The sequence below is a fragment of the Rhizobium sp. G21 genome, from assembly GCF_014158035.1.
Taxonomy (GTDB): Bacteria; Pseudomonadota; Alphaproteobacteria; order Rhizobiales; family Rhizobiaceae; genus Rhizobium_E.
The window spans coordinates 156,568-181,469 of the sequence record NZ_JACFXW010000004.1 but is presented as its reverse complement, the minus strand read 5'-3'; the positions used below and the strand labels follow the sequence as shown (position 1 = coordinate 181,469).

Below are 24,902 nucleotides of genomic sequence, written 5' to 3'. Positions count from 1 at the left end.
TCCCCTCCCCTCAGTTTCGCTGCATGATCGAAAGCGGACTGGCCGGCGTCGCACCGGCGGACGTCGCGGTATAGGCCCGCCCGAGCGCGATGGCCGGTGTGCTGACACGTGCAAGGACCTGCCCGTCGAAGCTGTCGATCGCCCACGCGATCTCGACCGGCTTCTGATCCTTGCCGACTTTTCCATCGGCAATGACCGTGTATCCCCATCCCTTCAGCGCGGCCTCGAGCGCGGCGGCGTATTCTGATTTGTCCTTGTCCATTTTGAGGGTCGTGGCGCCAGCCGGGCCGACCTGTTCGGCAAGGCGGCTTGCCATGTCGCCGGCGATCGCGCTTGCGGTGGAGCCAGTGACAGAAATCGGCGTGGAACTCGTGGTCAGCGTTTCATCCGCAGTCTGGCAACCGGAAAGAACGGCGGTGATGATTATGGCGGCGATGGTCTTGTTCATCGGTCAGCCTCCCCGCCGGATCGTGATCTTCTGCTGGCGCCAGCCAACCCCGGAGATGAGCACGGCCTTGTCGACGGCGTAGTCGACGATCATCATGTCGTTCTTCATACGATAATTGACGATGCGGTTCTGCCCGCCGCTGACGACGAACAGCACTGGAGCGTCCTGCCCGGAAATCGACCGGGGAAACTGGATATAGGTCTTGGCGCCGTCGGAATAGACGCGCTTTGGCCGCCAAGAAGCTCCGCCACTGACCGAATAGGAGAAGTTCAGCCTGTCCGGAGCGGTCCCGGGAATGCCGCCGGTCTCGAGGCGGGCATTAATATTGGCCAGCTTGGTCGACACATCCTCCGGATACTCGAAACCGATCCGGGCCATGTACTGGCTGGGATGGGATTTGAGCTGGATATGGTAGGTCCGTCGGGAAGTCGTCACGACCATAGACGTGATGAGGCCGGCCTCCGACGGCTTGACGATCAGGTGGATCGCCTGCCCGCCGGTTGCCCCTGACGTCGCAGGTTCGACCTTCCACCGGACCGTGTCACCGACAAGCACGTCACGGACGATCTCTCCGCCTTGCAGCTCGATGTCGCAGACCTGAAGCGGCGAGCAAACCACGGAGGGCTGGGTCTCGCCAAACAGAAAGATGACCTTGCCATCCGGTCCAGTCGTGACCAGACCCGGCGTTCCCCGCCACTTCCGCGAAATGTTGGTCCCCTTCACCTCGTTCGACGTCATGCTTTGCGCGATTGCCCAATCCGCAAGGGCGAGCCCGGCCATGCAGCCGACGGCGGCGATCAATCCTGTTCTGTGCATGTGAATTCCCCTGCCCTTAAAGCTGTGCGGTCCAGTCGAAATCCTGGACATAAAGACCGATCGGGTTGAGGCGGATGATCGCCTCGTCCTGTGGAGCGGTGAGCGCGACGGTCGCGATGCCGCGAAACCGGCGTGTGCCGGTCTCCTTGCCCTTGCGGTCGCGTTCGTATTCGGTCCAGTCGATCTGATAGGTCTGGTTGGAGAGCGCCACGATGTTGTTGACCTCGATCGCGACAGTCGATGTCTTGGCCTTTTCGAACGGCGAATTGCCGCGAAACCAGGCATTGATCTTCTGGGTGGAAGGATCGGATGTCCTGAGCAGGGCATAGGTCCGATCGATATATTGCTTTTGCACCACCGCGTCGGGCGTGATCGACTTCAGGCTGGTGATGAAGTTGCCGAGCGTTGCGCGAACGACCCGGGCATCGGCATACTCGATCTGCTGGGGAAGCCTGCCGTCACCGACGTGCCGAGCTTGTCGACCTCAACGATGTAGGGCACCAGCTTGACCTGCGTGCTGAGATACATGGCATACGTGAAGCCGATCACGGCCATTGAGAGTCCGAGAATGCCGACGATCCGCCATGCGCGCGCGGCCTGGACATAGGATCCATATCGTTCCGTCCATTCCTGCCGCGCGGCAAGGTAGGGGCTGTCGGGCGGCCGGTTTGCTGCCATCGCTTGTCGCCTTCCTGTTGATTACTTGTCGTTTCGTTCGGGTGGCGTATTTGGGCCGGCTCGACCGGTGCGGCTCTGGTCGAGCTTGGCGTTGGCAAGCCCCATGATCGAACCGGCATAGGCGCCGGGCGAACCGATCGCCTTTTCTTTGGCGGCCGACCCGGCTGCCTTCCCCGCCGACCCGATCCCGGCACCCATCCCGCGAAGTGCGGCTCCCGCTACAGAAGATCCTGCAGCGCGTGCCGATTGAGCCGCTGCGGCGCCAGCTCCGATTGCGCCCGCTGCCAGAGATGCTGCGCCAAGCGTGAAAGAAGCAGCCTGCCCACCGTGGCGGATAGCTTCCATGCCACCGGAAACAGATGCACCCTGGACGACACCCTGGATGATGTTGGGGACGTACATGGCGATAATGAACACGACGACAGATATGCCGGCGATGGCCAGGGTGGTAATGAACTGATCGGTTTCCGCGGTCGGTGCCTGCGCCAGGCCGAGGAGGACTTCCGACCCGATTTTTGCGATCATGACGAGTGCCATCAGCTTCATGCCGACGCCGAAGGCATAGACCAGATAGCGGACGGCAAAATCCTTCGTAAAGGATGATCCCCCAAGCCGAGCATGATCATACCGGCCAGCAGCCCCACATACATCTCCACCATCACGGCGACGAAGATCGCTGCAACGAGCGAGAAGCAAATCACGACGACGCCCATCGCAAGGACGGCGGCGATCCCTAGCGCATTGTCCTCGAACACCCCAAACCTGGCCTGCTCGGACATCTGCGATGCCACCCTAATACCGGCATCGAACACCTCGGCCGGTGAGGCGGATCCACCGCCTGCACCGATCTGGTAGAGACTGTTGACGACGTCCTTCGCAAGCGTCGGTCCCTGGGTGAGAACAAACGCGAAAAAGCCGATGAACATGATGCGCCGGACGAGTTCGGCAAACCAACTATCAAGGGATGCGGCCTGTATCGCGAGCCAGACGGCGGCGATGCCGACCTCGATCCCGGCGAGGATCCAGAACAGCGACCTTGCCGCATCCATGATGGTGGTCTCCCATCCCTTCGCGGCAGCAGAAACCTGGTTCTCAAGCTCCGTCAGGACCTGTCCCTGTTGTGCGAACGCTGGAGTGGCCAGCATCAGGCAGGCTATTCCCCGAGTAAGAGAGCCTGTTCAAGATTTCGCTTCACCATCGCGGCCGCATCTCCTGACCTTTTTTCGATCGGCGGTAGCTCCGTAGCTGTACCGAAAAACTTCTCCCGGGTGATCCGTTGTTCTTCGCTCATCTGGGGTGATGCCGAAGCGTTCACCTGAACGAGATAGAAAGTGGTGCCGGAAGCCGCCGCAGCTACTACGGCCAGCACCACTACGATAAGGACCGGTCGGCTCACCAGCGTGGCTCCATCTTCTGACCGCTCGGGATCGTGGAAACGTCGGCATTGAAGAATTTCTCACGTCGGGCCTGTGCGAGATCCTTGTCGGTCTGCTCGGTCTGGAGCCACGTCCCCATCATCGTCATTTGCTGGGAAACCAGGCCGCGCAGCTTCTGCATCTGGGAAACCTGCTGGGCTGCGATCTGGTGTCCGACCTGGAGCGCCTTCATCTGGCCGTCGGCCGACTCCGACATGGATCGCAGCGAACTCATCGTCCCCTCTTCGGTGTCGAACTGATCCGCTGTCAGGCTCGCGGCTTTCAGCGTGCTGCCGATCGTGTCCCGGTTCGTGTCCGACCAAGACTGGTAGGTACTCGAGAAGGATTCAGCATTGGGCAGATTGGTCTTTAGATCCGCATAGCTCTTGAACCGCTGCTGAAGGACATCGTCTGCATTGCCCATTGAGAACGAGATGCTCTGCCCTTGATCAACAATGCTGCGCAGACGGTTGAGGTCGCCCTCGACCTGACCCCAGATATGATCAGGGAGCTGCGCCGTGTTCTGCAGCATGTTCTCGTAGATCTTCAGCTGGTTCTGGATTTGCTCTGCCAGTTGGGTGATCTGGGTCAGCTGGTTATCGACCTGCAGGCCGGAGCTTTTGAGAAGGTCGATGAGCTGAGCATTGTTCGCGAGCTGCGTCCATTCGGTGGCAGCTCCTGTTGCAGATCCAGCGTGGGCGGGAGCAATCTGTGACAGCGCGATTGCCGCGGTCATCGTTGCGACGATCCAGTTACTGGACGTTGAGGTGCGACGTGGCATCGTGAACTCCTCTCGATTGAAGCCAATGGGCAGGCCAGTCCTGGCCGTTTTCCGCCTTCAGCGCGCGGATCCGCTTCAGGTCTTCCTTTCCGGATGCGCCCACAAAGCTCAGCGCCACCGGCCCGAGCGACATGTCGAAGAGCCGCCTCCCGTCTGGCGTGGCGACGTAATATTCGCGCTTGGGGATGGCGCCCGAGACGATCTCGATCTGGCGCTCGTTGAACCCGATCCGCTCGTAGAATTCCCGCGTCCCTGGCTCGCGTGCGGCGCCGTTCGGGAGGCAGATCTTCGTCGGGCAGGATTCTTTCAGCACGTCGATGATGCCAGAGCGCTCGGCGTCTGAGATCGATTGGGTCGCGAGTACCACAGCGCAATTTGCTTTGCGGAGCACCTTCAGCCACTCCCGGATCTTGTCGCGGAACACGGGATGCCCGAGCATCAGCCAGGCTTCGTCGAGGAGGATGAGGCTCGGAGAGCCATCGAGCCGCTTCTCGATCCGGTGAAAGAGGTAGGTGAGAACGGGCGCCAGATTACGCTCGCCCATATTCATGAGCTGCTCGATCTCGAAGCACTGAAAGTCCCGAAGCGTCAGGCCGTCCTCTTCCGCGTCAAGAAGCTGACCCATAGGGCCGTCGACTGTGTAGTGATGGAGCGCATCCTTGATTTCGCGCATCTGCACGCCGCTCACAAAGTCCGATAGCGACTTTCCGGGCGCTGTCGCCATCAGCCCGATCTGGCGCGAGATCGCATTACGATGATCGGGCGTGATGGTGACGCCCTGCAGGGCGACGAGCATTTCGATCCACTCGGTCGCCCAGGCGCGATCGCCATCTGTTGCAAGGTCGAAGAGCGGGCAGAGCGCCAGCGCCCTTCCCTCCCCGTTCTGATCGTTGCCGATTTCGTAGTGATCGCCTCCGGCAGCGAACGTCAGGGGAGCAACGAGTTGCCCTTGTCGAAGGCAAAGATCTGGGCAAACTCGTAGCGACGGAACTGCGCGGCGATCAGAGCGAGAAGGGTCGATTTCCCGGAGCCCGTCGGCCCGAAAATCAGGGTATGGCCGACGTCGTCGACATGCAGGTTGAGGCGAAACGGCGTCGAGCCCGAGGCGACCTGCATCAGGGGCGGAGAGTTCGGCGGATAGAAGGGGCACGGCGCCACCGGATTTCCCGACCATACCGAATTCAATGGAACGAGATCCGCGAGGTTGCTCGTATTGATCAGCGGCTCGCGGATATTGGCATACCAGTTCCCCGGCAGGCTCCCGAGAAAGGCGTCTGTCGCGTTCAGCGTCTCGACACGAGCCCCGAAGCCTTCGGCCTGGACCAACCGGCGTATGGCTTCCGCCTTTTCCTGCAGGGCGTCGCGGTCTTCATCAAACAGGATGACGACAGGCGTGTAGTAGCCATAGGCGACAAGCTGGGATGATGCCTGAGCGATGGCGTCCTCGGTCTCGGCAACCATGGTCATGGCGTCTTGATCGACCGACCGGCTCTGGGTCTGGAAGAGCTGGTCGAAGAAAGGCCGCACTTTCTGCTGCCATTTCTTCCGGGTCCGTTCGAGCTTCTGGCGTGCCTCTTCTGCGTCAAGGAAGATAAAACGCGACGACCAGCGGTAGGTCAGCGGCATCAGGTCGAGATTGTTGAGGATGCCGGGCCAGCTTTCTGCCGGCAGGCCATCGATAGCGACGACAGCGAGGAACCGGTTCTCAACCTTCGGCGTCAGGCCATGTTCCAGCTCAGCCGTTGCCAGCCAGTCGAGATACATCGGCACTTCGGGCAAGCGAACCGGATGGCTCTCCCCGTAATGCAAAAGCGGACGAACTGAAGGAGATCGTCATAGCGTGCGACCCGCTCCCCTCCCCTTTCGCGTACCTCGCGGGTCAGCATGCGGGCGATCGACAGGGTGTTGGCCAGGTACTGTTCGATTTCCCGGACCGCGTTGCGGAACACGAACAGGACCGTGTCCGCATAGGATTTCTTCCGGCTCTCCTCGTCTGAATAGATGTATTTGCTGAGCGCCGTCTTCTTCGACTCGAGCGGCCGGTAGGTGAGAATGATCGCATGCTTGCTCTCGAAATGCCCCTGCTCCCGCCCGAAATGAGCACGGCGCTCGGCATCGATCGCACGGGTGACAGGGTCAGGGAAATGGCACTTGTCCGGCGTGGGATAGTCGACCGTCGGCACTCGAATGGCCTCGACCTGTATCATCCAGCCCGTCCCCAGACGCGACAGGATCGCGTTGATCTGCCGTGAGAGCTCGTTGCGTTCGAGGTCGGTGGCGCTTTCGGAGTCCGGACCCGCGAAATACCAGCCAGCCATCAGGCTGCCGTCCTTCAGCAGCAGGACGCCGTTGTCGACCAGGCCGGCGTATGGAACCAGATCAGCGAACGAGGGACCGGTCGCGCGGAATCGTTTGAGGGCAACCATCAGGACACCTCAGTATCTTCGCCACGGCGCGGCCGTTGGCCGGTAGTGGGGCTTGTAGGAAATGTGACGGGCATAGACCCGCCGCATCAGAGGGTCGGACTTGGCCATCATTCGAAGCAGACCGACGATAACGATCCAGACGGCCACTCCGAAGAGCGCCGAGTAGACCGTCAGGACGACGAAGATAAGGATCACGGCCGCAAGCCCGGTGATCAGCACCAGCTCGCGGTCGGCGCCCATCAGGAGGTTCGGACGCGACAATGCGCGATGAATGCGGTTGCGGTGGAGGCTCACGATGCCTCCTCCCCCGCTTCATCGTCTGAAACAAATTGCGCGACTTGATCTGTTGACAGGCCGATGGATGCACCGGTGGCGCCAAAGAGGCCGACGATCGTCGTCGCACCCAGCAGAATGCCGGCGACCAGGACGACGTACATCAGTCTGCGGGCGAAATCGTTGAGCTCGCCACCGAAGATCAGCATGCCGCCGGCAATCGCGACCGCTGCCAGTGCGATGTAGCCGGCGACCGGACCGGTGATGGATTCCTGGATCTTTTCGAGCGGTCCTTCCCATGGAAGACTTCCGCCGGAACTGGCGAAAGCCGGCGAACTGGCGGCGGCGACAGAAAGGGCCATCACGGCAAGTGTCAGGAGTGATCTCTTATGCTGCATCGCGGTTTTCCTGTCCGTAGGGTTCTGTCTGGTACTGGCCCCCTGCAAAGCGGGTGACGTGAAGGATTTCGCTGATGCGCCGGCCTTTGGCGGTTCGTTCGATCGAGATAATCAGATCGACCGCATCTGCGATGACCGCCTGCATAGGCTGGTGACTGGCCTCGGCGGTCAGTTGCTCAAGACGTTGTAGTGCGGAGCGTGCGTTGTTTGAGTGGATCGTTGCGACCCCTCCCGGGTGCCCGGTGTTCCAGGCCTTCAGCATGGTCAGCGCTGCACCATCGCGGACCTCGCCGACGATGATCCGATCCGGCCGAAGGCGCATCGTGCTTTTAGGAGACGCGACATGTCTACGGCATCGCTCGTGTGCAGGCTCACGGCATTGTCCGCAGCGCACTGGATTTCGGCTGTGTCTTCCAGAATGACGAGGCGATCATCAGGCGAGCTCGATACAATCTCGGCGAGGATCGCGTTTGTGAGGGTAGTCTTGCCCGATCCCGTGCCACCGGCAACGAGGATATTGAGCTTCGAGGCAATCGCGCTGCGGATGATCTCGGCATGCTTTGCGGTCATCACCTTGCTCGAGACATAGTCATCCAGCGGAATGAGGCGCGACGCACGACGGCGGATCGTGAACGATGGTCCTGAGACCACAGGCGGGAGCAATCCTTCGAAACGGTGCCCGCCGATTGGAAGCTCGCCCGACACGATCGGGCGCTCGTCGTCGACCTCGGAGTTCAGGACATGAGCGACACTCCCGATCACGGTTTCGGCGGCCGAGCGTGTCATCTCGCCAGCTGCGGCCATTCCGTGACCGAGCCTTTCGATGAACAGACGACCATCCGGATTGAGCATAATCTCGACGACACTCGGGTCTTCGAGCGCCACGCACAAATGATCGCCCAGAGCATTTTGCAGCTTGCTGACAAGACGGGGGAGTGAGCGGTTTTGGGTGCTGAGCATGATCAGGCCGCTTCCTTCTGATGGAGTGAGAAACTCGAGGAATAGATGCTGGGGCGAAGTCGATCGAAGCTCAGCCAGTCTGCCGGGAGCAGGCCGGCGACGCTCTTCGTTTCATTGATCTGGGCAGGTGAGCCGAGGCGGGTGAGAGGCCAGCCAGCGCGACGGAGGATACGCTCAAGTCTGACATCTGTGGCCGTGACGATTTCTCGGTAGCCGTTTAAGATGCTCCACTCGATGATCCCGGCGAACATGGCGAGTGTCGCCGAGTGGAGGCCCGCTTGCTCCCGTTCGGCTGCTGCATTCGTATCCACGCAAAATCGGGAGCTTTCGATCATCCGATGGTGAGTAGCGAGTTGGTCCATCTCCAGGAGTTGGGGAAAAACCCTTTCCAGCATTGTGCCGCCGATCGCCGGCAAGAGCCGGGCGCAACCAATCACTGCGTCGGAGCGGTCAATGCATAGAACGTATGTCGGCTCTAGCTTGTCGAAACCGTCGATCTCAAGACCGGATGTGCAACGAACAGTCCATGCCAGTCGACCGCGGAAAATGCGGGCGCGGAGCCGGTGCATTTCGTTTATGAGGCGGCGCTCAGCTTCGCTCTTTGGGTTCTTGATGGCGACGACGCGCATCGAGCAAATCTCCCTTGCGTTGGTGACGCAAGGAGGTTTGCCGGGGCTGAGGAGTTCGATCTACTGCCAAAAGTGTTAGCGAGTGATTCGCGCTGAAGTGTGAATTTATCTGCGGCGAGCCTTACTGACGCCATCGGATTTACTAGCAAAAGTGTTAGCGGACCTATCTTTTGGCTTTCGTTCTACAAGCAGCAAGATACCGGAATTGCTGAAGAAACGCAAATTTTCCGGACAACGTAACCGCGTTGGCTTGTGCACATTAGGGGTTTGTTAACCCTATTTTTCTTGCCATGCTGCGGGAATCGGGCAATTGTCACGATAATTAGATCAAACTTCCAGAATTATCGTGACTGAAGGCGAATAGCTAAATGAACGTGAAAATGGCCGCTTCGGAGAAAGTGACGAGTTTCGCGGACACGATCCTCGCACAAGGCGGGGATATATCCTCGAAGCTCGACATGCTGCGGCAGGAAAAATTCCCGCCAAACGCTCAGAAGACACTACGTCAATTCTCACTGGCCGAAGTCGCCGACTTTATCGGTGTGTCGCAGAGCTATCTCAAGAAGCTGCACCTTCAAGGGAAAGGCGTCGAGCCGAGCACAACCTCGACCGGCCGGCGCTATTATACCGCCAATCAGGTCGACGAGCTTCGCCAGTTGCTTGATCGGGTGCCACATCGGCAGGCTCATGAAAAGTTGCAGGTTATAGCAGTCGTCAATTTTAAAGGCGGTTCAGGGAAGACCACGACATCAGCTCACCTTGCGCAATTCCTCGCGTTGAAGGGCTATCGGGTGCTTGCCGTTGACCTCGACCCACAGGCATCGCTCACCGCGCTGTACGGTATACAGCCGGAGTTGGACGAGAAAAAAATCGTTTTACGAAGCATTAAGATATGACGGTGAACGCAAGTCGATCAAGGAGGTAATCCAGCCTACCAATTTCCCTAACCTTGATGTCGTGCCAGCGAATCTCGAACTTCAAGAATATGAGTACGAGACGCCAATCGCCATGCAGCGCAAAGATTCGACTGCCGGCAAGATGTTCTACACGCGGATAGGCGATGCTTTGGCGGAAGTTGATGATCGCTATGACGTCGTTGTCGTCGACTGCCCTCCCCAGCTTGGCTATCTCACACTGACCGCGTTGACTGCGGCTACATCGGTGCTCATCACAGTGCATCCGCAGATGTTAGACATCATGTCGATGTCTCAGTTCCTTCTGATGCTCGGTGAAATCCTGAAGAGTGTCGAAAGCGTGGGTGTCGATGTCTCGCTTGATTGGTTCCGCTATCTGGTCACGCGCTATGAGCCGACCGATATTCCGCAACAGCAGATGGTCGGCTTCATGCAGTCGATGTTCGCTCAACATATGATGAAGAACCATATGGTGAAGTCGACTGCTGTATCTGATGCGGGGCTGACCAAACAGAGCCTGTACGAAGTCGAGCGCGCTCAGTTCACGGCTACGACATATGACCGAGCCCGCGAAGCGATGGATGCTGTTAACAACGAAGTCATTGAACAGCTCCATAAGGCTTGGGGGCGGCGCATTGGCTAATAAGTTGTCAGCCGTACAGATGTCGAGATTTATCAACGAAAACAGCTATGTTGTGGAATACGGAGGGTGCTCCCATGGCGCGTAAAAACGTATTTGCGAACATCACTTCTCCGTCAAGCGAAGTAACCGAGCGTAAGGCAACACCAGGCTATGCCAATCATGGTGCTTCTCGATCGATGATCAGTTCGCTAAGCGAGCTTCGGGATAAGGTTGCGCAGGCGGAACAACAGGTACCAGGCGAGACGATCATTGAGCTTGATCCCAACCTCGTCGAATCCTCATTTGTCTCAGACAGGATGGGTATCGACGATATCGCCTACGCTGAGCTGCTCGAAGCAATCCGGGAGCGTGGTCAGGACACCCCTATACAGGTCCGGCCCCACCCTACAGCGGAAGGGCGCTATCAGATCGTCTTCGGGCATCGTCGCGCGCGCGCAGCCAAGGATCTCGGGCGCCCGGTGCGGGCGGTCGTAAAAGCAATCTCAGACGCGGACCATGTCATTGCCCAGGGTCAGGAAAATTCTGCCCGAGAAAATCTGTCCTTCATCGAGCGTGCAATGTTCGCCAAGCGGTTGGTTGACATGTCATATGAAAGGTCAACGATCCAGGCCGCACTCTCTGTTGACGCGCCGATGTTGACGAGGATGTTGTCGGTATCTGGTCGCGTACCAACGGAAATCGCAAACGCGATTGGCGCGGCGAAGTCCGTCGGTCGTGATCGTTGGACCGAGTTCGCACAGCAGATCGAACGACCGGCAACGCTCGAGTTAGCGTTGAAGCTGGTGAATGATCCGTCATTCTCGTCGCTCGATTCAGACGCACGTTTCGAGTTTCTTGCTATTGCCTTCAAGAAAGCTGCCAAGCCCTCGAAACGGCCTAGCAATACGAGCGAGTGGCGCGCGGATGATTCGAGTGTGCGGGCGGAGTTTAAGGGCAGCGGGAAAAGCTACTCGATCGCGCTAAAAGCGAACGACGCAGGCAGGTTTGGTCGGTTCATTGCCGAAAACCTCGGTCGTCTGCATCAGGAGTTTCTACGTTCAACTGAAACAGAAGGAAAATAGCGGCAAAAGAAAAAGGCCCCCAAACGTCGCCGTCGTGGAAGCCTTCCTCATGTCTAAGCAACCTGAGAATCGCATTTTCATGAATCGCAGTCAAGAGTCTTTGGCGCCAGTTTGGTGAACTGATTTCCTTTGCCTTTAAAAAGGTGAAAGAAACATGCGAACAGGAAATGTGACGACGCCGTTTGGGCGGCGGCCTATGACTCTTGCCTTGGTGAAACGGCAGCTTGCGACGGCAGATATCCAAGCGGGGAAAACTGTTGACAAGTGGAAAGTCTATCGCAGCGTCTGCGAGGCGAGGACGATGCTCGGCCTGCGTGACCGCGCCTTGGCCGTCTTGAATGCCTTGCTGAGCTTCTACCCCGACCAGGAGCTTAGCGAGCAGAGTAATCTCGTCGTCTTTCCATCGAATGCGCAGCTTGCGATCCGCGCCAACGGTATCGCGGGAACGACGCTGCGTGAGAACCTCGCTCTTCTCGTTCAGGCAGGACTTATCCAGCGAAACGACAGTCCGAACGGCAAGCGCTACGCGCGCAAAGGAACTGATGGAGTAATAGAAACCGCCTACGGGTTCAGTCTTGCGCCGCTTCTTGCCCGCGCAGAAGAACTCGCGATAATGGCTCAACATGTTGCCGAGGAGGGCCGGCGGCTGCGCATCATCAAAGAACGCATTACGATTACACGCCGCGACATTCGCAAGCTGATCACTGCTGCTGTGGAGGAGGAGCTGCGGGGAACTGGCAAGCTGTCGAGGATGCTCTTGTGACTACAATTGCTCGTATAAAGCTGGCTAAGACACCCCCTGCACTCGAAGCTTGCCTCGATGAATTGACCTTATTGAGTCAGGAAGCTGTCAACATGTTGGAAGTCCAGATGATTTCTCAAAAAACCGACACCAATGGCAACGGAAATCGGCATCACATACAGAATTCAAATACCGAATCCGTATATGAACTTGAGCCTAGCTCTAGAAAAGAGCAGGGCGAAAATGCGGTCGCAAAACCGATAGCAGCTGCCGAGCCGATAAAGGCTTTCCCGTTGGGTATGGTGCTTAGGGCTTGCCCGCAGATTGCAGATTACGCTCCCGGTGGCTCAATCTCTCACTGGCGGGAACTGATGACGGCCGCAGTTGTGGTTAGGAGCGCGCTTGGGGTTAGCCCGTCAGCCTATCAGGACGCCTGCGAAGCGATGGGACCTGAGAATGCAGCCGTGGCTGTGGCTTGCGTTTTGGAGCGGGCAGGGCACATCAACTCGCCTGGCGGATATCTGCGTGACCTCACGAGGCGGACGGTGCGAGGCGAGTTTTCGCTTGGGCCTATGCTGATGGCGCTGCTGCGGACGAAAGCAACGGATGAGCAGAAGTCGGCTTGAGATCCATGGTGGTTCCTCATCGTTTGAATCAGAGCAATCATGAGGTCCTTCGATTGTCAGCCGTACAGATAGGCATTTTTACCAATGATTACAGAAAGATGAGATAGTTTGTAGCCGGCAGGCGAGGCTATCGAGCGCCTGACAACGACCGTTAAGTCGGGAAACAGGCCAATCGACAGCACGCTGCACATTGGCTCGATCTCGAGCACAGAGTGGTATTCATCGATGAAGGAAATCATCGGCTCAGTGCGCGCTCGGGTTCCGTTACCGCAAATTATGCCGAAGCTTATGGGGGCTTCCGCTATAGAGCCTTCATTCTCTCGGCGAAGTTGCTCGGCAGCCCCGCCCGTTAGCCAATGTCGACCTTGGCCTTCTTCACCCACTCGTGGAGCGGATTATCCGATTTTGGCGGCATTCAAGGAAACCGCAGCCCCAGCGAGACGGATGCGTGGCCTCGTGTTCCGCCACCATACGAATAGCGCGGGCGCGGACATCAGAGCAAAATTTGTGCGTCATCTTGCTTGTCACAGACCCTACTCTTCACGAGATGGAGTCTTCGGCAAAGCCGGGGCGGTTCACAGCATGAAGTTTGCCTGCGCCTATGTGCGAGAGCCATCAACATAATGGGCAGACTTTAAAGGTAAGAATGAGGCAACTTAGGCGCTGTCGTGCGCAAATGACTGTTTGTTAGGGGGCGCTGTCTCGGTCAGTCAATCCCGGCGAGGTATTTCGATTGCCCTAAAAGCTGAGCAAAAACCATCTTCATCATCATAACGCACCGTTCGTAAGCGTCAGGTAATGTAAGGGAGAGTAACTCCAATTTCAGAGTTGTAGCGTCAGCGCTCTTTTAAATCATGTGCTGGCGAACTGCGCCATCATTCTATTTGTGATCCTCGCTTGGACACACGTTCCCTCTGGACGCAACACCAGCAGCCAATTTAATCACATCAAGACTGGTATTGTGTTTGGCCTTGGGGCACTCGCCGTGATGTTGCGGCCGCTCGAGGTTGAGCCCGAAATATATATCGACTTGAGAACCATTCCTGTCGCTATGGCAGGGTTGATCGGCGGTTGGCCCGGGGCTGCGGTTGCGGCTGTCATGACGAGCGCGTATCGGCTTTGGCTCGGGGGCGCCGGCGCATTGCCCGGTCTTGTCGTGATCAGTCTTACGGCGGCAACCGGCGCCGCGGGGGCCGCCTATCTTGGCCGTCGGATTGCACGTTTTATGGAAATCGCCCTATTTTCCGCAGTGATCTCATTGGGAGATTTCTTGGTCATTCAGCTTCTGCCAAAGAGCAACAGCATCATTCCGGAGATCCATAGAGCTGCCTTCATATGGACAACGATTGTCTTCTTCACAACATTCTTCGCCTGTCTTGCCGTTTTCGCTGAGCTCCGCCGGCGGGTCGCGGAGCAACGCCTCCAGATGTACGAGGCCGTCATCCAATCGCTCCCAGAGAGCTTGAATGTCAAAGATCCAGGAGGACGTTTTGTGCTGGCGAACCCAGCGACCGCCTCGCTGATGAAAGCGCCGTCGGCGCAGGCTCTGATTGGTAGATCAGACTTTGATTTCTATCCTGCCTTCGTTGCCAAGACGCTCCGTGCCGATGAAATCGCTGTTATGGCGCAGGGAGAGCCGCGCACGATGGAGCAGACCGTTTCGTGGGACGATGGTGAACCACTGGTTCTTTCCACGTTGAAGTCTCCACTCCATGACGAAAGTGGCGAGCTCATAGGACTTATCACTCACAACCGTGATCTCACGGAAAAGAAACGGCTTATGCTAGCGCTGGCCGATAGCGAGCGGCGCGCAAAAGCAGCCCTAAGCAACATGGCTGACGGCTTGATCATGTTCGACGCTGATCTGAATGTGGTCTTTTGTAACGAGCAATATCGGGGCATGTTTCCGCTGACGGCGGATCTGAGAGTGCCGGGAACGCCAGCGCGATCCATTCTTGAGGCAGCCATTGCGCGCGGCGAATTTGCCGACATAGCCGCTGACAAGGCAGACGAGTTCATCGATGCAGCGATGGGGAAACTACGTATGCCTGGCGTGGTCGAATTCCCGCTCTATGATGGCAGATGGGTGGAATCCCGTACAACGCCGACCGAGGATGGCGGCTGTCTCGTCGTCTGTTCTGACATCAGCCGTTCCAAGCGGGATGAGCAAGCGCTGAGGGATCTGAATGAAAAACTCGAGGAGATGGCCACGACGGATGGCCTGACAAATCTTCTTAACCGACGCGCCTTTGACGCCTCGCTGGCAGCGGAGATGACTCGTAGCCAGAAGAACGGGACATGCGTCAGCTTGCTGCTAATCGATGTTGACCGCTTCAAAGCCTATAACGATACCTACGGCCACACCGCTGGCGACGAATGTCTCCGCCAGATCGCGCAGGCAGTTCGCGCCACCGCGCGCCGACGCGGAGATCGTGCCGCGCGTTACGGAGGCGAGGAAATGGCTGTCATCCTTCCAAACACACCTGCTCCGGACGCCTTGGCGGTTTCGGATGATCTACGGCAGCGTGTCCGCGCCCTCAACCTGAACCATGAGGCAAGCGAAAAGGCATTGTCACCATTAGCGTCGGCGTTGCTACCTTCGGTCCGGATGGCAACTTAAAGACCCCTAGTCAATTGGTGAATCAGGCGGATGAAGCGCTTTACCGAGCAAAGGCTGAAGGACGAGACGCAGTGCGAACCGCAGAGGGTGCAAATCATTTGAGTGCAAAAGCGGAGCGGCAATAACTTATTTGGTTACCGGCCCAGTTCGAATGCGCCTGCAGTTCCAGCACAATAAATTTGGTCAATCAACGAAGTTTAACCAGACCTCAGCGACAAGGCGACGCTTTCGCCCCTGAAGCTAAGAAGAAAACAATCCCGCGAGAGACCAGTTCCTTTTCTATCTTGTTGAGTGCTGCGCTCTTGCTTGAAACGATTTCATCCTCGATGCGACGGATCGTGGAAAAGGACACGCCCGCAGCTTCGGCGAGGTCTCGGGCCGTTATACCCAAGAGCGCGCGAGCTGCCCGAACATGGCAGCCTTGTATTCGTGGCGTCTGCTGAGTATTCTGCGCTTGCGCTTCTCTTACCCACGACATTCCGTGCCACTCGATCAGCTCGCCATCTGACGCCAAAACCGGTGTCACTTTACAGTCGACATAGCAATATTCGCCATCGGCCCGTCTGACACGTATTGTAAACTCAACAGCCCTTCGAGAGCGTAATCCTTCAGCGCGGGTCTCTCTAACGATTTGGCGATCCTCAGGGTGAATTGCCGGGAGGCCCTCATGATCACGCAGGCGCTCGGCTGTCTCTCCGGTCAGCCGTGACCAACTGGCAGTATCTATCAATCGTCCTTCTGCATCAGTTCGCCAAAAGTCTGCGCCTGTGATCTTTTTGATGGACGAGATCTCAGTTGCAAGCAGGTGCGCATCTGACCGCACCTTCTCTTGATCCGATACGTCCTGAACAACGCCATGAAGAAGCACCAACCGTCCTTGCCGATCGTATTCCCTTTGCGAGCGGCTCTCCAGCCAAAGCAAACGCCCGTCAGGTCTGATCATCCTGAAGCGGCGGATCGCCAGTCCCCCGGATTCGGCTCGTTCGATAAGTTCTTCGTGAGAAAGTCGATCATCAGGGTGGATCATGAGGTCATAGAGTTCACGACTCGCCGAGACTGTCCGGGGATCTAAACCGAGCAAGGCGTAAAGACCCGCGGACCAATGCAGATCCCTTGTCTGAATGCTGTAGGTCCACATCCCACATACGAGAAGATTTTCGAGCAGGCTCAACCGCTTTTCGGGGGCACTGGCAACGCGTAGAGGCATGGGTTGTTCTCGTCATTGCCACCATGGGCACAAATTGCTCACAGCCGAACCTGAGCTCAGCTCGATATGGGCAGATAGTGCTCTTTTTCTCAAAATGAGCAACAAGTATTCATCATTTAACGTGATTTATAGGTCCGAGATTAATGCTGCCTATAAGAATGTGCTGATATGTTGTGGGCGTCCGCTCATCACATTCAGATGGTTCGTATGCTTACTGTTACGATATCACGTCTCACCGTCATTTTTGGCGCAGTTGTTTCTCTTGGCCTTGTCTCTGCCTTGGGCCTGCAGCGCAACGCGCTTGGTGAACTGAAGGTTGGCGGACCGGTCTACAGCAGGATAGAGCTCGAGAAGGATCTTGTAGCGGACATCCTGCCGCCACCCCTCTACGTCGTTGAGGCCTATGGCCTTGCGAGTGAAGCTTTTATCCATAAAGACGTGACGCAGAGGGACCTCACCAGGATCGACGGCCTCAAGAAGGCTTTTGACGGGCGGCGGCAATTTTGGAATTCGGCAAACCTGTCGCCGGCTCTCGCTCCATTGGTGCAGAAGGACCTGGAAACCGCAGACGCATTCTGGGCGGCTCTTACGACTTCGTACTTTCCAGCCGCAAAAGCCAATGACACAACGGCGATGCGAGCAACGTTAGATGTCTTAGAGGAGCGTTTTCATACTCATCAACAGGCGGTCGACGAGCTTGTCGCAACCGCCAATGCGGCGATGAACGAGACCGAAGCCTTCGCTGCCAAACAGGATTCCTTCTACAGCAAAATGGCGATGACCGGGGGCGTCGGGTCTGTCCTGCTTTTCCTTGTGGGGCTTTGGTATATTCGCCGCCGTGCCGTGACGCCTTTGGGAGCATTCGCCGCTTACATGGGCAACCTCGCCGGTGGCGACTACAGCCAGCAGGTGCCCTATACGGAGCGAAATGACGAAATAGGCGGAATGGCGCGGGCTGTTGAGGTCTTTCGGCAGGCGGCTCTTGAACGCCTGCGGATGCGACAGGAAATGGAAGAAGCCCGCACCTTTTTCAGAACAAGAGCGTCTTGACAGGGAAAAGCTTCAAGCTGAGCAGGCGGAGAACCTGGAGAAAGTCGTCCAGACTTTGGGCGCTGGCTTGGGCCGACTGGCAGAGTGCAATATCCGTATGACGATCGACGAGCCTTTTTCCGGGGATTCGAGACGCTGCGCAATGACTTCAACAATTCGATCGCCACGTTCCAGGCGACTTTGGAGCAGGTGCTTTCCAAGACCGTGAACATCACCGCGAATTCCCAGGCTATGAAAGAAGCTGCTGACAATCTTTCGCGTCGGACCGAGCAACAAGCAGCGGCGCTGGAGCAGACTGCCGCGGCGCTTGAGCAGGTGTCTTCCGCCGTCCAGGCTTCGACGGGCCGAACATTGGAAACACGTGATCTTGTTCGCGACGCCCGTGTTTGCACATCCCAATCCACGACGGTCGTCCAAGAGGCTATCCAGGCCATGTCCCGGATCGAGGGGTCGTCAGAAGCAATAGGGCAGATCATCGATGTGATCGACCAGATCGCGTTTCAGACAAACCTGCTTGCCCTGAACGCAGGCGTTGAGGCCGCACGAGCGGGTGAGGCAGGAAAGGGCTTTGCCGTTGTTGCACAGGAGGTAAGGGAGCTGGCGCAGCGGTCCGCCAAAGCGGCCAAAGAGATAGCTGGGTTGATCCAGCAGTCCCGCGGCGATGTGGCCGATGGCGTCAAGATGGTCGGACAGACGGTCGATGCTCTTCATCGCATTCACGGCTTCGTAAACGAAATCGATGGCAAGGTGGATGCAATTGCCACGGCCTCAAGAGAGCAATCGGTTGGATTGACCGAAATCACCACAGCGGTGAATTCCGTTGATCAGATGACCCAGAAGAACGCTTCAATGGTCGAGGAGACAACGGCTATCAGCCATGCAATCGCATCTGATTCTGAACAACTGTCGGAACTGGTCGGTAGGTTCAAACTAAACCGCCGCAAACACATTCGGGAGCCGGGGTCCCGAGAACGGACTTTGCTTCTGATACCCGTCGGGCCGTGGGTTGATCGAGATCGATAAGGGGTTTCTCAGTGAATCAAGCGACACCTGATACGTGGAACGATCTTGCTGGGAACTTTGCAGCTGTCGCTCTCATCATCTCCATATGGGCTCATGCGACTGTCCACAGCGAGGGCGTGTTAAGAAGCCAGCTTCGCGCAGTCTCGATTGGCTTGGCCTGTGGTTTGGCAGCGGCGATTTCTATCTCTATGGCCGTGCCTTTGGCTCCGGGCATCATCGTGGATTTCCGCAACGGACTTATTGCGGGCGCTGTGGTGGCTGGTGGGCCGATTGCAGGCGGGGTGTGTTTCGCAATTGCCTGCGTCATACGTGTTCTGCACGGCGGCGCAGGAGTACATGATGCCCTGGCCGCAATGTCTATGGTCCTGGCAGTATCATTCGCCTCTCATGCAATAGTCGGCAAACGAGCAACTGTTGTCCGGCTCGTGGTTTCCATTGCTACTCAGCTGTTAGTTTCAACAGCGCTCTTTCTGACTCTGCCTGCCTTAACCGAAACAGATGCGCTAGCCAGAGTAGGTCTTCCCTTCATCTTCCTGAATACACTGGCAATATTGCTGGTTACCCTTGTCGTCGAAGTTGTAAACGCCAACGGCAGGGAAAATAGGATCTTGCGAGCCGCACTCGCCCAGGCCCCGGATTTTCTTTATGTCAAGGACCTCAACTCGAAATTTATCGCAGTTAATCGCAACACAGCAGCGCATCACAAATACACCACGCCTTCTGCCATGATCGGCCTTGATGACTTCGCACTGACATGTCCGCCGAGGGCGGAAGAGCTGTTTGAGCAGGAACGGGCGATCATGAGGGGCAACAAGCCACTTTTGGATCATCTTGAGCATCTCGATGGCCGTATGTTTCTGACGTCGAAAGTCCCGCTACTTGATGCAGATGGCCAGGTTATCGGTTTGGCGGGCGTCACAAGAGACATGACGGAGCAGGCTAAGCTTGAAGCGGAAGTAATCGAGAAGGGTAAGCAGCTGACAGAGGCGCTAGAGACTATGTCTGACGGCTTTGCCATGTTTGACAGAAGCGGCACGCTGCTTCTTTGCAATGATCAATATCGTTCAGCCTTCCCACTGACCGGTCATCTTTTGGTTCCAGGCGCATCTGTGTTCGAAGCATTGCGCCGCGCCTTACAATTGGGCGAGCTATTGGACATTGGCGCAAACGACGACGATCAAGCGATGAATGAGTTGACACGAGCGATGAGCGTCGATGGCGTCAAGGAACTACATGTCTGCGACGGTCGATGGCACAGTATGAAGCTGAGGTGGGCAGGTGACAGGGCCATTGTGATTGCTTCTGATATCACTGCCATCAAGCAATCCGAAAGCACGCTGAGAGACGCCGCGGAGGTAATGCGGCATTTCGCTGAGACGGATGGGCTGACGGGGCTGGCAAATCGGCGGATGTTCGATCTCGCTCTGTCCCGCGAATTCTTGCCTGACACGGCAAGCCAGTCGCCGCTCAGCCTGATGATTATCGATGTGGATCACTTCAAGGCCTATAACGATCGCTATGGGCATCAAGCAGGTGATGATTGTCTCCGGCTGATCGGCAAATTGCTACGAGAAACAATGAAGCGAAGCAGCGACACCGTTGCCAGGTATGGCGGCGAAGAGTTTGTTGCAATTCTGCCTCAAACTGACGCGACAGCCGCCATGGCTTTGGCTGAGAAGCTGATGCAACGTCTAAGGGTCGAAGGCATCCCTCATGAAGGCTCCGGGTCAGGCATTGTGACGGTCAGTATTGGACTAGCCACAACATCGCGCGGTCCATGGTCAAACCTTCTAGAAGATCAATTTGTAAAGTATGCGGACGCTGCTTTGTACGAAGCCAAGCGGCTCGGCAGGGACAGAGCGTGCGTTTGGGGGCGAGCCTGGCCGATGAGCAACAACTGCAGAAGCTGATCCAAAGGTAGCAATTGCCATAGCGTTTGGCGACGCACGGTGCACAAGCCAAGGACGAAGTCAACTTGTAGAGCACAAGCGGGTCGCCCGTCCCATTTGGCCTCATAATCTTGAGATCAAATTGATGCTCCAAGTGGCGTGATGGCCCTCCTTAAGGCAAGCGGCCGCTCCGCATATTTGAGGGTGGGATAGCTGTGCGAAGCCTCTCAGTCGAGCAGCCTGGAGGCGCGGCCGCTGCGGCGTTGGGCATTGTTGTAGTAGCTGGACGCCTGCTGCACCGAACGATGCCGCGACTGCTCCATGGCTTCCGGCAGCGGAATGCCACGATTGGCGGCTTCGGTGAGATAGCCGGACCGCAAGCCGTGCGCGGAAAACTCGCTCGGATCGAGCCCTGCTAGCTCCGCCCGCTGCTTGACGATGTCGTTGACGGCTTTGGGATCGAGCGCCCGCCGGGACAGATTGCCCCAGCGATCGATAGCGCGGAAAATGCTGCCGCTGTCAATTTTCGATGCTCGGAGCCAACTGTCCAGCACGTCGACCGGCCGGCCCGTGAGATAGACGATCTCGCCGCTTTCCGCCGAACTGGTTTTGGTGCGGCCGAGGTGAATGGCGAGCGAGGGGAGGGATGCTCCGTCGACCTTTACAGGCTCTTCCGGCGCCAGTTGCTCTACTCTGAGCCCCGCGACTTCGCTGCGCCGCCGCCCGCCGGAGGCGAAAGCGACCATGAGGAGGGCTCGATCGCGGAGATCGCGCAGACTATCGGTCTTGCAGGTGGCGAGCAGTTTTGCGAGCACATCGCCGGTCACCGCTTTGGCGCTCTTGCGCCGCCGTGGTCGAACACTGGCCCGGACCGCGAGTTTGATCGCGGATTTGAGGGCAGGGGAGGGGAAGGCGCCATCGAGCCCGCGCCATTTGGTCAGGGTGGACCAGGTGGCGAGCCGACGCCGCACCGTATCCGGCGCATGCGGACCGTCCGCGCGGAGAAAACCCTGCAGCCGTAGTTTGTTTTCCACATCCGCCGGCATGCCATGCAAGGGATCTGTGAGGCGGCGTTCGGGATCCCAGAGATGATGGGCGACAAACTTCAACAGCAGCGCTTCTGGCGCCGGCCATGGCAGGGCGTCGCCAGTCGACGCAAGCGACCAGGCCTGCAGATATGCGAGATCGGAGGTCAGCGCTCTCAGCGTGTTGGCCCCCATGCCCTCGTTGACTAGATGACGAAGCGTCTCGACATCCTGATCGGTCAAAAGTTCCGCCAGCTCATCGCGGCGATCCATTGGCAGCACTGCAGCGATAGTGTCGAGTTTGGCCGCGCGGAGATCGACAGGATCTTTCATGAACAGTGAACCTCAGAATTGGAGCATCTAGTTGCAATGTGGGCCATGAGCGATTTGCAAAAGTTCCGTAATCCCCGTATAGTCCGGAACAAAGGAGACCTGCCATGACATCGATTGTGACAGCCGCTGCGGTTTCGAAGAACTTTGGCGCTTATCAGGACGCCGCGGTCCGTGAGCCGGTGATTATCACCAAAAATGGTCGCCCGCGTACTGTGCTGATGGCCTATGAGGATTACATCCGGCTGGCGAAGCGTGATCGGCGTGTCGAGCTCACTACTTCTCTCGATGACGATGAATTGGCCGCGGTCGAGGCGTCGACGATGGAGCCTGGCCTGGATCATCTCAACGCCGAACTGCTGATGGACAAGAATACTACCGACTGACCCGAAAGTCGGCTGGGTCTTTCGCTATTCCTATCTTTGGCGCTGGCAGCATCTGCAAGGGCGGGAAGAGGGTGACAAGGATCGCCCTGCTCTCGTGCTGGCGATTGTCGCCACACTTGAGGATGGAACGCCTGTGGTTCGCGTCCTGCCGATCACGCATTCCCCCCGTCCGATCCCAGCGAAGCCATCGAAATCCCAGCGGCCACCAAACGCCGCCTGGGCCTGGATGACGAGCGGTCGTGGATCGTGCTCTCGGAGAGCAACCGCTTCGTCTGGCCAGGACCCGACGTCCGACCTGTTGACAGCGAAACCGGTTATTGCGGAGCCGTGCCGCCCGCTTTGTTCGAAGAGGTGAAGCGACGCTTTGTCGAATTGGCAAGGAGCCAGCGCCACAGGGCGACCGTCCGCAGCGATTAAGCGGCTTTGCATTCTCTTGTCTGCCATCGAAATCCGCGCGTCCTGCAGTCGTTTTCAACGTGATTTGCTGCGACTCTAAGGCTTCAGAGTCGCCAAATCAATCAGTTCCGATAAGGGTTACTTATCGGCGGCCAGGCGTGGCCTGGAGCATTCTATGGGGTGGCGAACTCAAATGTAGAGATAGATTTCGCTTAATGAATCATTTACCATAAATTCAATGTCTTACGATCTCGCAAAATTGCCCATCCAGAGCCTGCTGCGGCCAATTTCCGACGCCGCCGTCGTGCTTGCCCGCCTCGATGAGCGCATTGCCCGCTCTCCCGTCGGTAAGGGCTTTCTCGAGCGCTCGCATTTCCTCGAGGCGCATGCCTCACTCTGGGTCGATGGCGAACTCGTCCATCTCGAGGACCTCGTCCTGCATGATGCACTCCGCGACATCCGCGCACCCACCCACGAACTTACTATCGCCCGCGACATCCTGAAAACCCGCCGTCGCATCGCCGCCCATCCACCGGCCTGGGCGCTCTCTGTTCAAGGCCTCGCTTCGCTGCGCGGGCGGGCGTGGCCCGCGGCATCATCGGGTGACGACGGGGAGGGTTTGCCGGATGGGAATGTTGAGGTCAGCGACACTCGGGCTGGGGTAGGGGAGGCCGGAGATCCTGATGCCGACGGTCTGAGTGATGCGTTTGCCGCGATCGATGCGGTGCTCGCCCGGTCCGAGGCCGCGATCGAAGAGGCGAAGACGCCGGGTCGCGCCAAGAACACTCCGGACAAGGATCCCTTCGTTTATGACCTCGACTGGGATGAGGACGAGCGGCTGGCGGAGTGGCAGGCCGTGCTGGCTCGCGCCCAGGATCTGCCACCGGTCCTTCAGGCGATCGTCGCCCTCGATGCCTGGAATGAGATCTCCGTCCTCCAGCATGCGCCCTGGCTTGGTCGGCTGCTCGCCGCCTCCCTTCTGCGCGAAGGAGGTGTGACTACCGGCGGTCATCTCGCCGCGATCAATCTGGGGCTCAAGGCTATTCCTGTCGATCGGCGCCGGCATCGTGATCGCGAGACGCGGTTGCTGGCAATTACAAGGGCATTGGCCATCGCGGCTGAGAGCGGCCTGAAGGAGCATGACCGGCTGGTGCTGGCGCGGCAGATGATGATGCGCAAGCTTGAAGGACGGCGGACGTCATCCAGGCTGCCGGAGCTTGTTGAGCTGGTCATGGCGCGGCCGCTGATTTCTGCCGGCATGGTGGCGAAGACGCTTGAGGTCACACCGCAGGGAGCGCGGCGGATCGTGCAGGAACTGGGGTTGAGAGAGATGACGGGGAGGGGGAGGTTTCGGGCGTGGGGAATAGTATAGCCTTGACCGTTTCTCGAACGACCAGATCCGCTATCTGCTGTAATTCGCTAAGTACGTGCAATCGCTTTAACATCAGAGTGGCCTAGCTGGTGCGAAAGTGTGTAGCGAGGCATGAGATGACAGAGGGTGGCACATGTTTACGCGCAACCCGCGCCCCAGTAACTTCGACCTCCGATCGGACCATGAACCGTATTGCGGTTTCCCTGCCACAGGGCGCTCTCAAGTTCACAAGATCCCTTAGGAGGACTACGCTGGACCTGTTGCGGGCCGTTGCACAGGGGTGAGACAATCAGAGCGATCCGTCCCGACTTATGCGCGGGAGTAGCAACTGCCACTCAAACGAAAAGAGGCCCCGTAGGGCCTCTAACAGCAATCACATGGAAAAAACTTAGCCCGGAACGCGGAAGAACTTGCCGGGGCGATTGCCACGGTTGTTGCAGATAAAGGCATTGCCGGTGGTCTGGCTGAACATAATTACGCTACCAATACGAGCCTGTATCCCTTTGCCGATAATGCGAAGGAATTCGCCAAACGGCATATTGTCCGGCTTGGTGATCTGCAACGTAGTCTTGTGCGGCAGGATGTCAGCGGGAATGCCACGCCGCTCGAAGTAACGAAGCGCCTTGCGCACGCTGTCCCCAACGGCACGATTGAGCTCCAAAATGTAGCGTCTCGGTTTGCTGGCTACTTTCCTACGAGTCTTCGGCATGAAATTGTCCTCTCCGGATGAGAATGATGGCTCTACAATTTTGCGCTCTACGTTTTCCATCTGGGTGTGAGGGGAGGAATTATCA

16 protein-coding genes and 9 pseudogenes are annotated in these 24,902 nt (G+C 57.7%); 10 read left to right on the top strand and 15 right to left on the bottom strand.

The genetic code is table 11. From position 1 onward, the window contains the following. Positions 1–10: 10 nt before the first annotated feature. From trbH to traI, 11 genes and pseudogenes are all read right to left on the bottom strand, one after another. Positions 11–448, bottom strand: coding sequence for a conjugal transfer protein TrbH (gene trbH / locus H2O14_RS26525; protein WP_182830279.1), 438 nt, complete (start codon positions 446–448; stop codon positions 11–13). 3 nt (positions 449–451) lie between these two features. After that, positions 452–1,264 carry a P-type conjugative transfer protein TrbG gene (gene trbG / locus H2O14_RS26520; protein WP_182830278.1) on the bottom strand — a complete coding sequence of 271 codons (813 nt, stop codon included), beginning with the start codon at positions 1,262–1,264 and terminating at the stop codon, positions 452–454. Positions 1,265–1,280: 16 nt separating this feature from the next. Next, positions 1,281–1,942 (bottom strand): annotated as a pseudogene (locus H2O14_RS26515) (conjugal transfer protein TrbF). A 21-nt stretch (positions 1,943–1,963) separates the two neighbouring features. Beyond that, positions 1,964–3,093: pseudogene (trbL, locus tag H2O14_RS26510) on the bottom strand (P-type conjugative transfer protein TrbL); the annotation flags it as partial. Between the two features lie 2 nt (positions 3,094–3,095). Next, a complete protein-coding gene (gene trbK, locus H2O14_RS29700) occupies positions 3,096–3,338 on the bottom strand; it encodes an entry exclusion protein TrbK (protein WP_409526983.1) in 243 nt (80 codons plus the stop codon). Next, a complete protein-coding gene (gene trbJ / locus H2O14_RS26500) occupies positions 3,335–4,138 on the bottom strand; it encodes a P-type conjugative transfer protein TrbJ (protein WP_182830277.1) in 804 nt (267 codons plus the stop codon). The genes trbK and trbJ overlap by 4 nt, the downstream gene beginning before the upstream one ends. Beyond that, positions 4,110–6,564 (bottom strand): annotated as a pseudogene (locus H2O14_RS26495) (conjugal transfer protein TrbE). The gene trbJ and the pseudogene H2O14_RS26495 overlap by 29 nt, the downstream one beginning before the upstream one ends. A 9-nt stretch (positions 6,565–6,573) precedes the next feature. Next, a complete protein-coding gene (locus tag H2O14_RS26490; protein ID WP_182830300.1) occupies positions 6,574–6,861 on the bottom strand; it encodes a conjugal transfer protein TrbD in 288 nt (95 codons plus the stop codon). Next, on the bottom strand, positions 6,855–7,235 hold the full coding sequence (locus H2O14_RS26485) for a TrbC/VirB2 family protein (RefSeq protein WP_182830276.1): 381 nt from the start codon (positions 7,233–7,235) through the stop codon (positions 6,855–6,857). Before H2O14_RS26485 ends, H2O14_RS26490 begins: the two co-directional genes overlap by 7 nt. After that, positions 7,225–8,195: pseudogene (trbB, locus tag H2O14_RS26480) on the bottom strand (P-type conjugative transfer ATPase TrbB). Before trbB ends, H2O14_RS26485 begins: the two are co-directional and overlap by 11 nt. Positions 8,196–8,197: 2 nt before the next feature. Continuing rightward, positions 8,198–8,824 carry an acyl-homoserine-lactone synthase TraI gene (gene traI / locus H2O14_RS26475; protein ID WP_182830275.1) on the bottom strand — a complete coding sequence of 209 codons (627 nt, stop codon included), beginning with the start codon at positions 8,822–8,824 and terminating at the stop codon, positions 8,198–8,200. Between the two features lie 374 nt (positions 8,825–9,198). Between traI and repA the strand changes: the two are divergent. From repA to repC, 3 genes and pseudogenes are all read left to right on the top strand, one after another. Then, a pseudogene (gene repA / locus H2O14_RS26470) lies at positions 9,199–10,381 on the top strand (plasmid partitioning protein RepA). A gap of 74 nt (positions 10,382–10,455) precedes the next feature. Further along, positions 10,456–11,442 carry a plasmid partitioning protein RepB gene (repB, locus tag H2O14_RS26465; protein ID WP_182830274.1) on the top strand — a complete coding sequence of 329 codons (987 nt, stop codon included), beginning with the start codon at positions 10,456–10,458 and terminating at the stop codon, positions 11,440–11,442. A 154-nt stretch (positions 11,443–11,596) separates the two neighbouring features. After that, positions 11,597–12,810 (top strand): annotated as a pseudogene (repC, locus tag H2O14_RS26460) (plasmid replication protein RepC). A gap of 170 nt (positions 12,811–12,980) precedes the next feature. On the opposite strand, the pseudogene H2O14_RS28315 reads toward repC, so the two are convergent. Continuing rightward, positions 12,981–13,326: pseudogene (locus tag H2O14_RS28315) on the bottom strand (IS3 family transposase); the annotation flags it as partial. Between the two features lie 340 nt (positions 13,327–13,666). Here H2O14_RS28315 and H2O14_RS26450 point away from each other — a divergent pair. Then, positions 13,667–15,555: pseudogene (locus H2O14_RS26450) on the top strand (diguanylate cyclase). Positions 15,556–15,638: 83 nt separating this feature from the next. Here H2O14_RS26450 and H2O14_RS26440 read toward each other — a convergent pair. Continuing rightward, positions 15,639–16,601 carry a PAS domain-containing protein gene (locus H2O14_RS26440; protein ID WP_182830271.1) on the bottom strand — a complete coding sequence of 321 codons (963 nt, stop codon included), beginning with the start codon at positions 16,599–16,601 and terminating at the stop codon, positions 15,639–15,641. A gap of 243 nt (positions 16,602–16,844) precedes the next feature. Between H2O14_RS26440 and H2O14_RS29150 the strand changes: the two genes are divergently transcribed. The 3 genes from H2O14_RS29150 to H2O14_RS29140 all read left to right on the top strand — a co-directional run bounded on the left by H2O14_RS29150 (position 16,845) and on the right by H2O14_RS29140 (position 20,620). Next, the gene (locus tag H2O14_RS29150) at positions 16,845–17,687 is read left to right on the top strand and encodes a HAMP domain-containing protein (protein ID WP_182830270.1); all 843 of its coding nucleotides are present in this window, start codon (positions 16,845–16,847) and stop codon (positions 17,685–17,687) included. Positions 17,688–17,771: 84 nt separating this feature from the next. Next, complete coding sequence (locus tag H2O14_RS29145) at positions 17,772–18,710, top strand: methyl-accepting chemotaxis protein (RefSeq protein ID WP_312858744.1); 939 nt, start codon at positions 17,772–17,774, stop codon at positions 18,708–18,710. An 11-nt stretch (positions 18,711–18,721) separates the two neighbouring features. Next, positions 18,722–20,620, top strand: a complete 1,899-nt coding sequence (locus H2O14_RS29140) for a diguanylate cyclase (RefSeq protein ID WP_182830269.1) — start codon at positions 18,722–18,724, stop codon at positions 20,618–20,620. 206 nt (positions 20,621–20,826) lie between these two features. Here H2O14_RS29140 and H2O14_RS26420 read toward each other — a convergent pair whose 3' ends face one another. After that, positions 20,827–21,957 carry a tyrosine-type recombinase/integrase gene (locus tag H2O14_RS26420; RefSeq protein WP_182830268.1) on the bottom strand — a complete coding sequence of 377 codons (1,131 nt, stop codon included), beginning with the start codon at positions 21,955–21,957 and terminating at the stop codon, positions 20,827–20,829. 104 nt (positions 21,958–22,061) lie between these two features. On the opposite strand from H2O14_RS26420, the gene H2O14_RS26415 reads away from it, so the two are divergent. The 3 genes and pseudogenes from H2O14_RS26415 (at position 22,062) to H2O14_RS26410 (ending at position 24,108) form a co-directional block, all read left to right on the top strand. Beyond that, entirely contained in the window at positions 22,062–22,340 is a 279-nt protein-coding gene (locus tag H2O14_RS26415; RefSeq protein WP_182830267.1) for a type II toxin-antitoxin system Phd/YefM family antitoxin, read from the top strand. Beyond that, positions 22,327–22,757, top strand: a pseudogene (locus tag H2O14_RS28305) (plasmid maintenance toxin (PemK-like)). Before H2O14_RS26415 ends, H2O14_RS28305 begins: the two are co-directional and overlap by 14 nt. 217 nt (positions 22,758–22,974) lie before the next feature. Next, complete coding sequence (locus H2O14_RS26410; RefSeq protein ID WP_182830266.1) at positions 22,975–24,108, top strand: RHE_PE00001 family protein; 1,134 nt, start codon at positions 22,975–22,977, stop codon at positions 24,106–24,108. Positions 24,109–24,496: 388 nt separating this feature from the next. On the opposite strand, the gene H2O14_RS26405 is transcribed toward H2O14_RS26410, so the two are convergent. Beyond that, positions 24,497–24,817 carry a hypothetical protein gene (locus tag H2O14_RS26405; protein WP_182830265.1) on the bottom strand — a complete coding sequence of 107 codons (321 nt, stop codon included), beginning with the start codon at positions 24,815–24,817 and terminating at the stop codon, positions 24,497–24,499. Positions 24,818–24,902 lie beyond the last annotated feature (85 nt).

Excerpts from the sequence above, each read along its gene's own strand:
- H2O14_RS26485 (WP_182830276.1), bottom strand. The coding sequence starts at position 7,235 with ATGCAGCATAAGAGATCACTCCTGACACTTGCCGTGATGGCCCTTTCT.
- H2O14_RS26410 (WP_182830266.1), top strand. The coding sequence starts at position 22,975 with ATGTCTTACGATCTCGCAAAATTGCCCATCCAGAGCCTGCTGCGGCCA.
- H2O14_RS26405 (WP_182830265.1), bottom strand. The coding sequence starts at position 24,817 with ATGCCGAAGACTCGTAGGAAAGTAGCCAGCAAACCGAGACGCTACATT.
- traI (WP_182830275.1), bottom strand. The coding sequence starts at position 8,824 with ATGCGCGTCGTCGCCATCAAGAACCCAAAGAGCGAAGCTGAGCGCCGC.
- H2O14_RS26420 (WP_182830268.1), bottom strand. The coding sequence starts at position 21,957 with ATGAAAGATCCTGTCGATCTCCGCGCGGCCAAACTCGACACTATCGCT.
- H2O14_RS26415 (WP_182830267.1), top strand. The coding sequence starts at position 22,062 with ATGACATCGATTGTGACAGCCGCTGCGGTTTCGAAGAACTTTGGCGCT.
- repB (WP_182830274.1), top strand. The coding sequence starts at position 10,456 with ATGGCGCGTAAAAACGTATTTGCGAACATCACTTCTCCGTCAAGCGAA.
- H2O14_RS29150 (WP_182830270.1), top strand. The coding sequence starts at position 16,845 with ATGCTTACTGTTACGATATCACGTCTCACCGTCATTTTTGGCGCAGTT.
- trbH (WP_182830279.1), bottom strand. The coding sequence starts at position 448 with ATGAACAAGACCATCGCCGCCATAATCATCACCGCCGTTCTTTCCGGT.
- trbJ (WP_182830277.1), bottom strand. The coding sequence starts at position 4,138 with ATGCCACGTCGCACCTCAACGTCCAGTAACTGGATCGTCGCAACGATG.
- trbG (WP_182830278.1), bottom strand. The coding sequence starts at position 1,264 with ATGCACAGAACAGGATTGATCGCCGCCGTCGGCTGCATGGCCGGGCTC.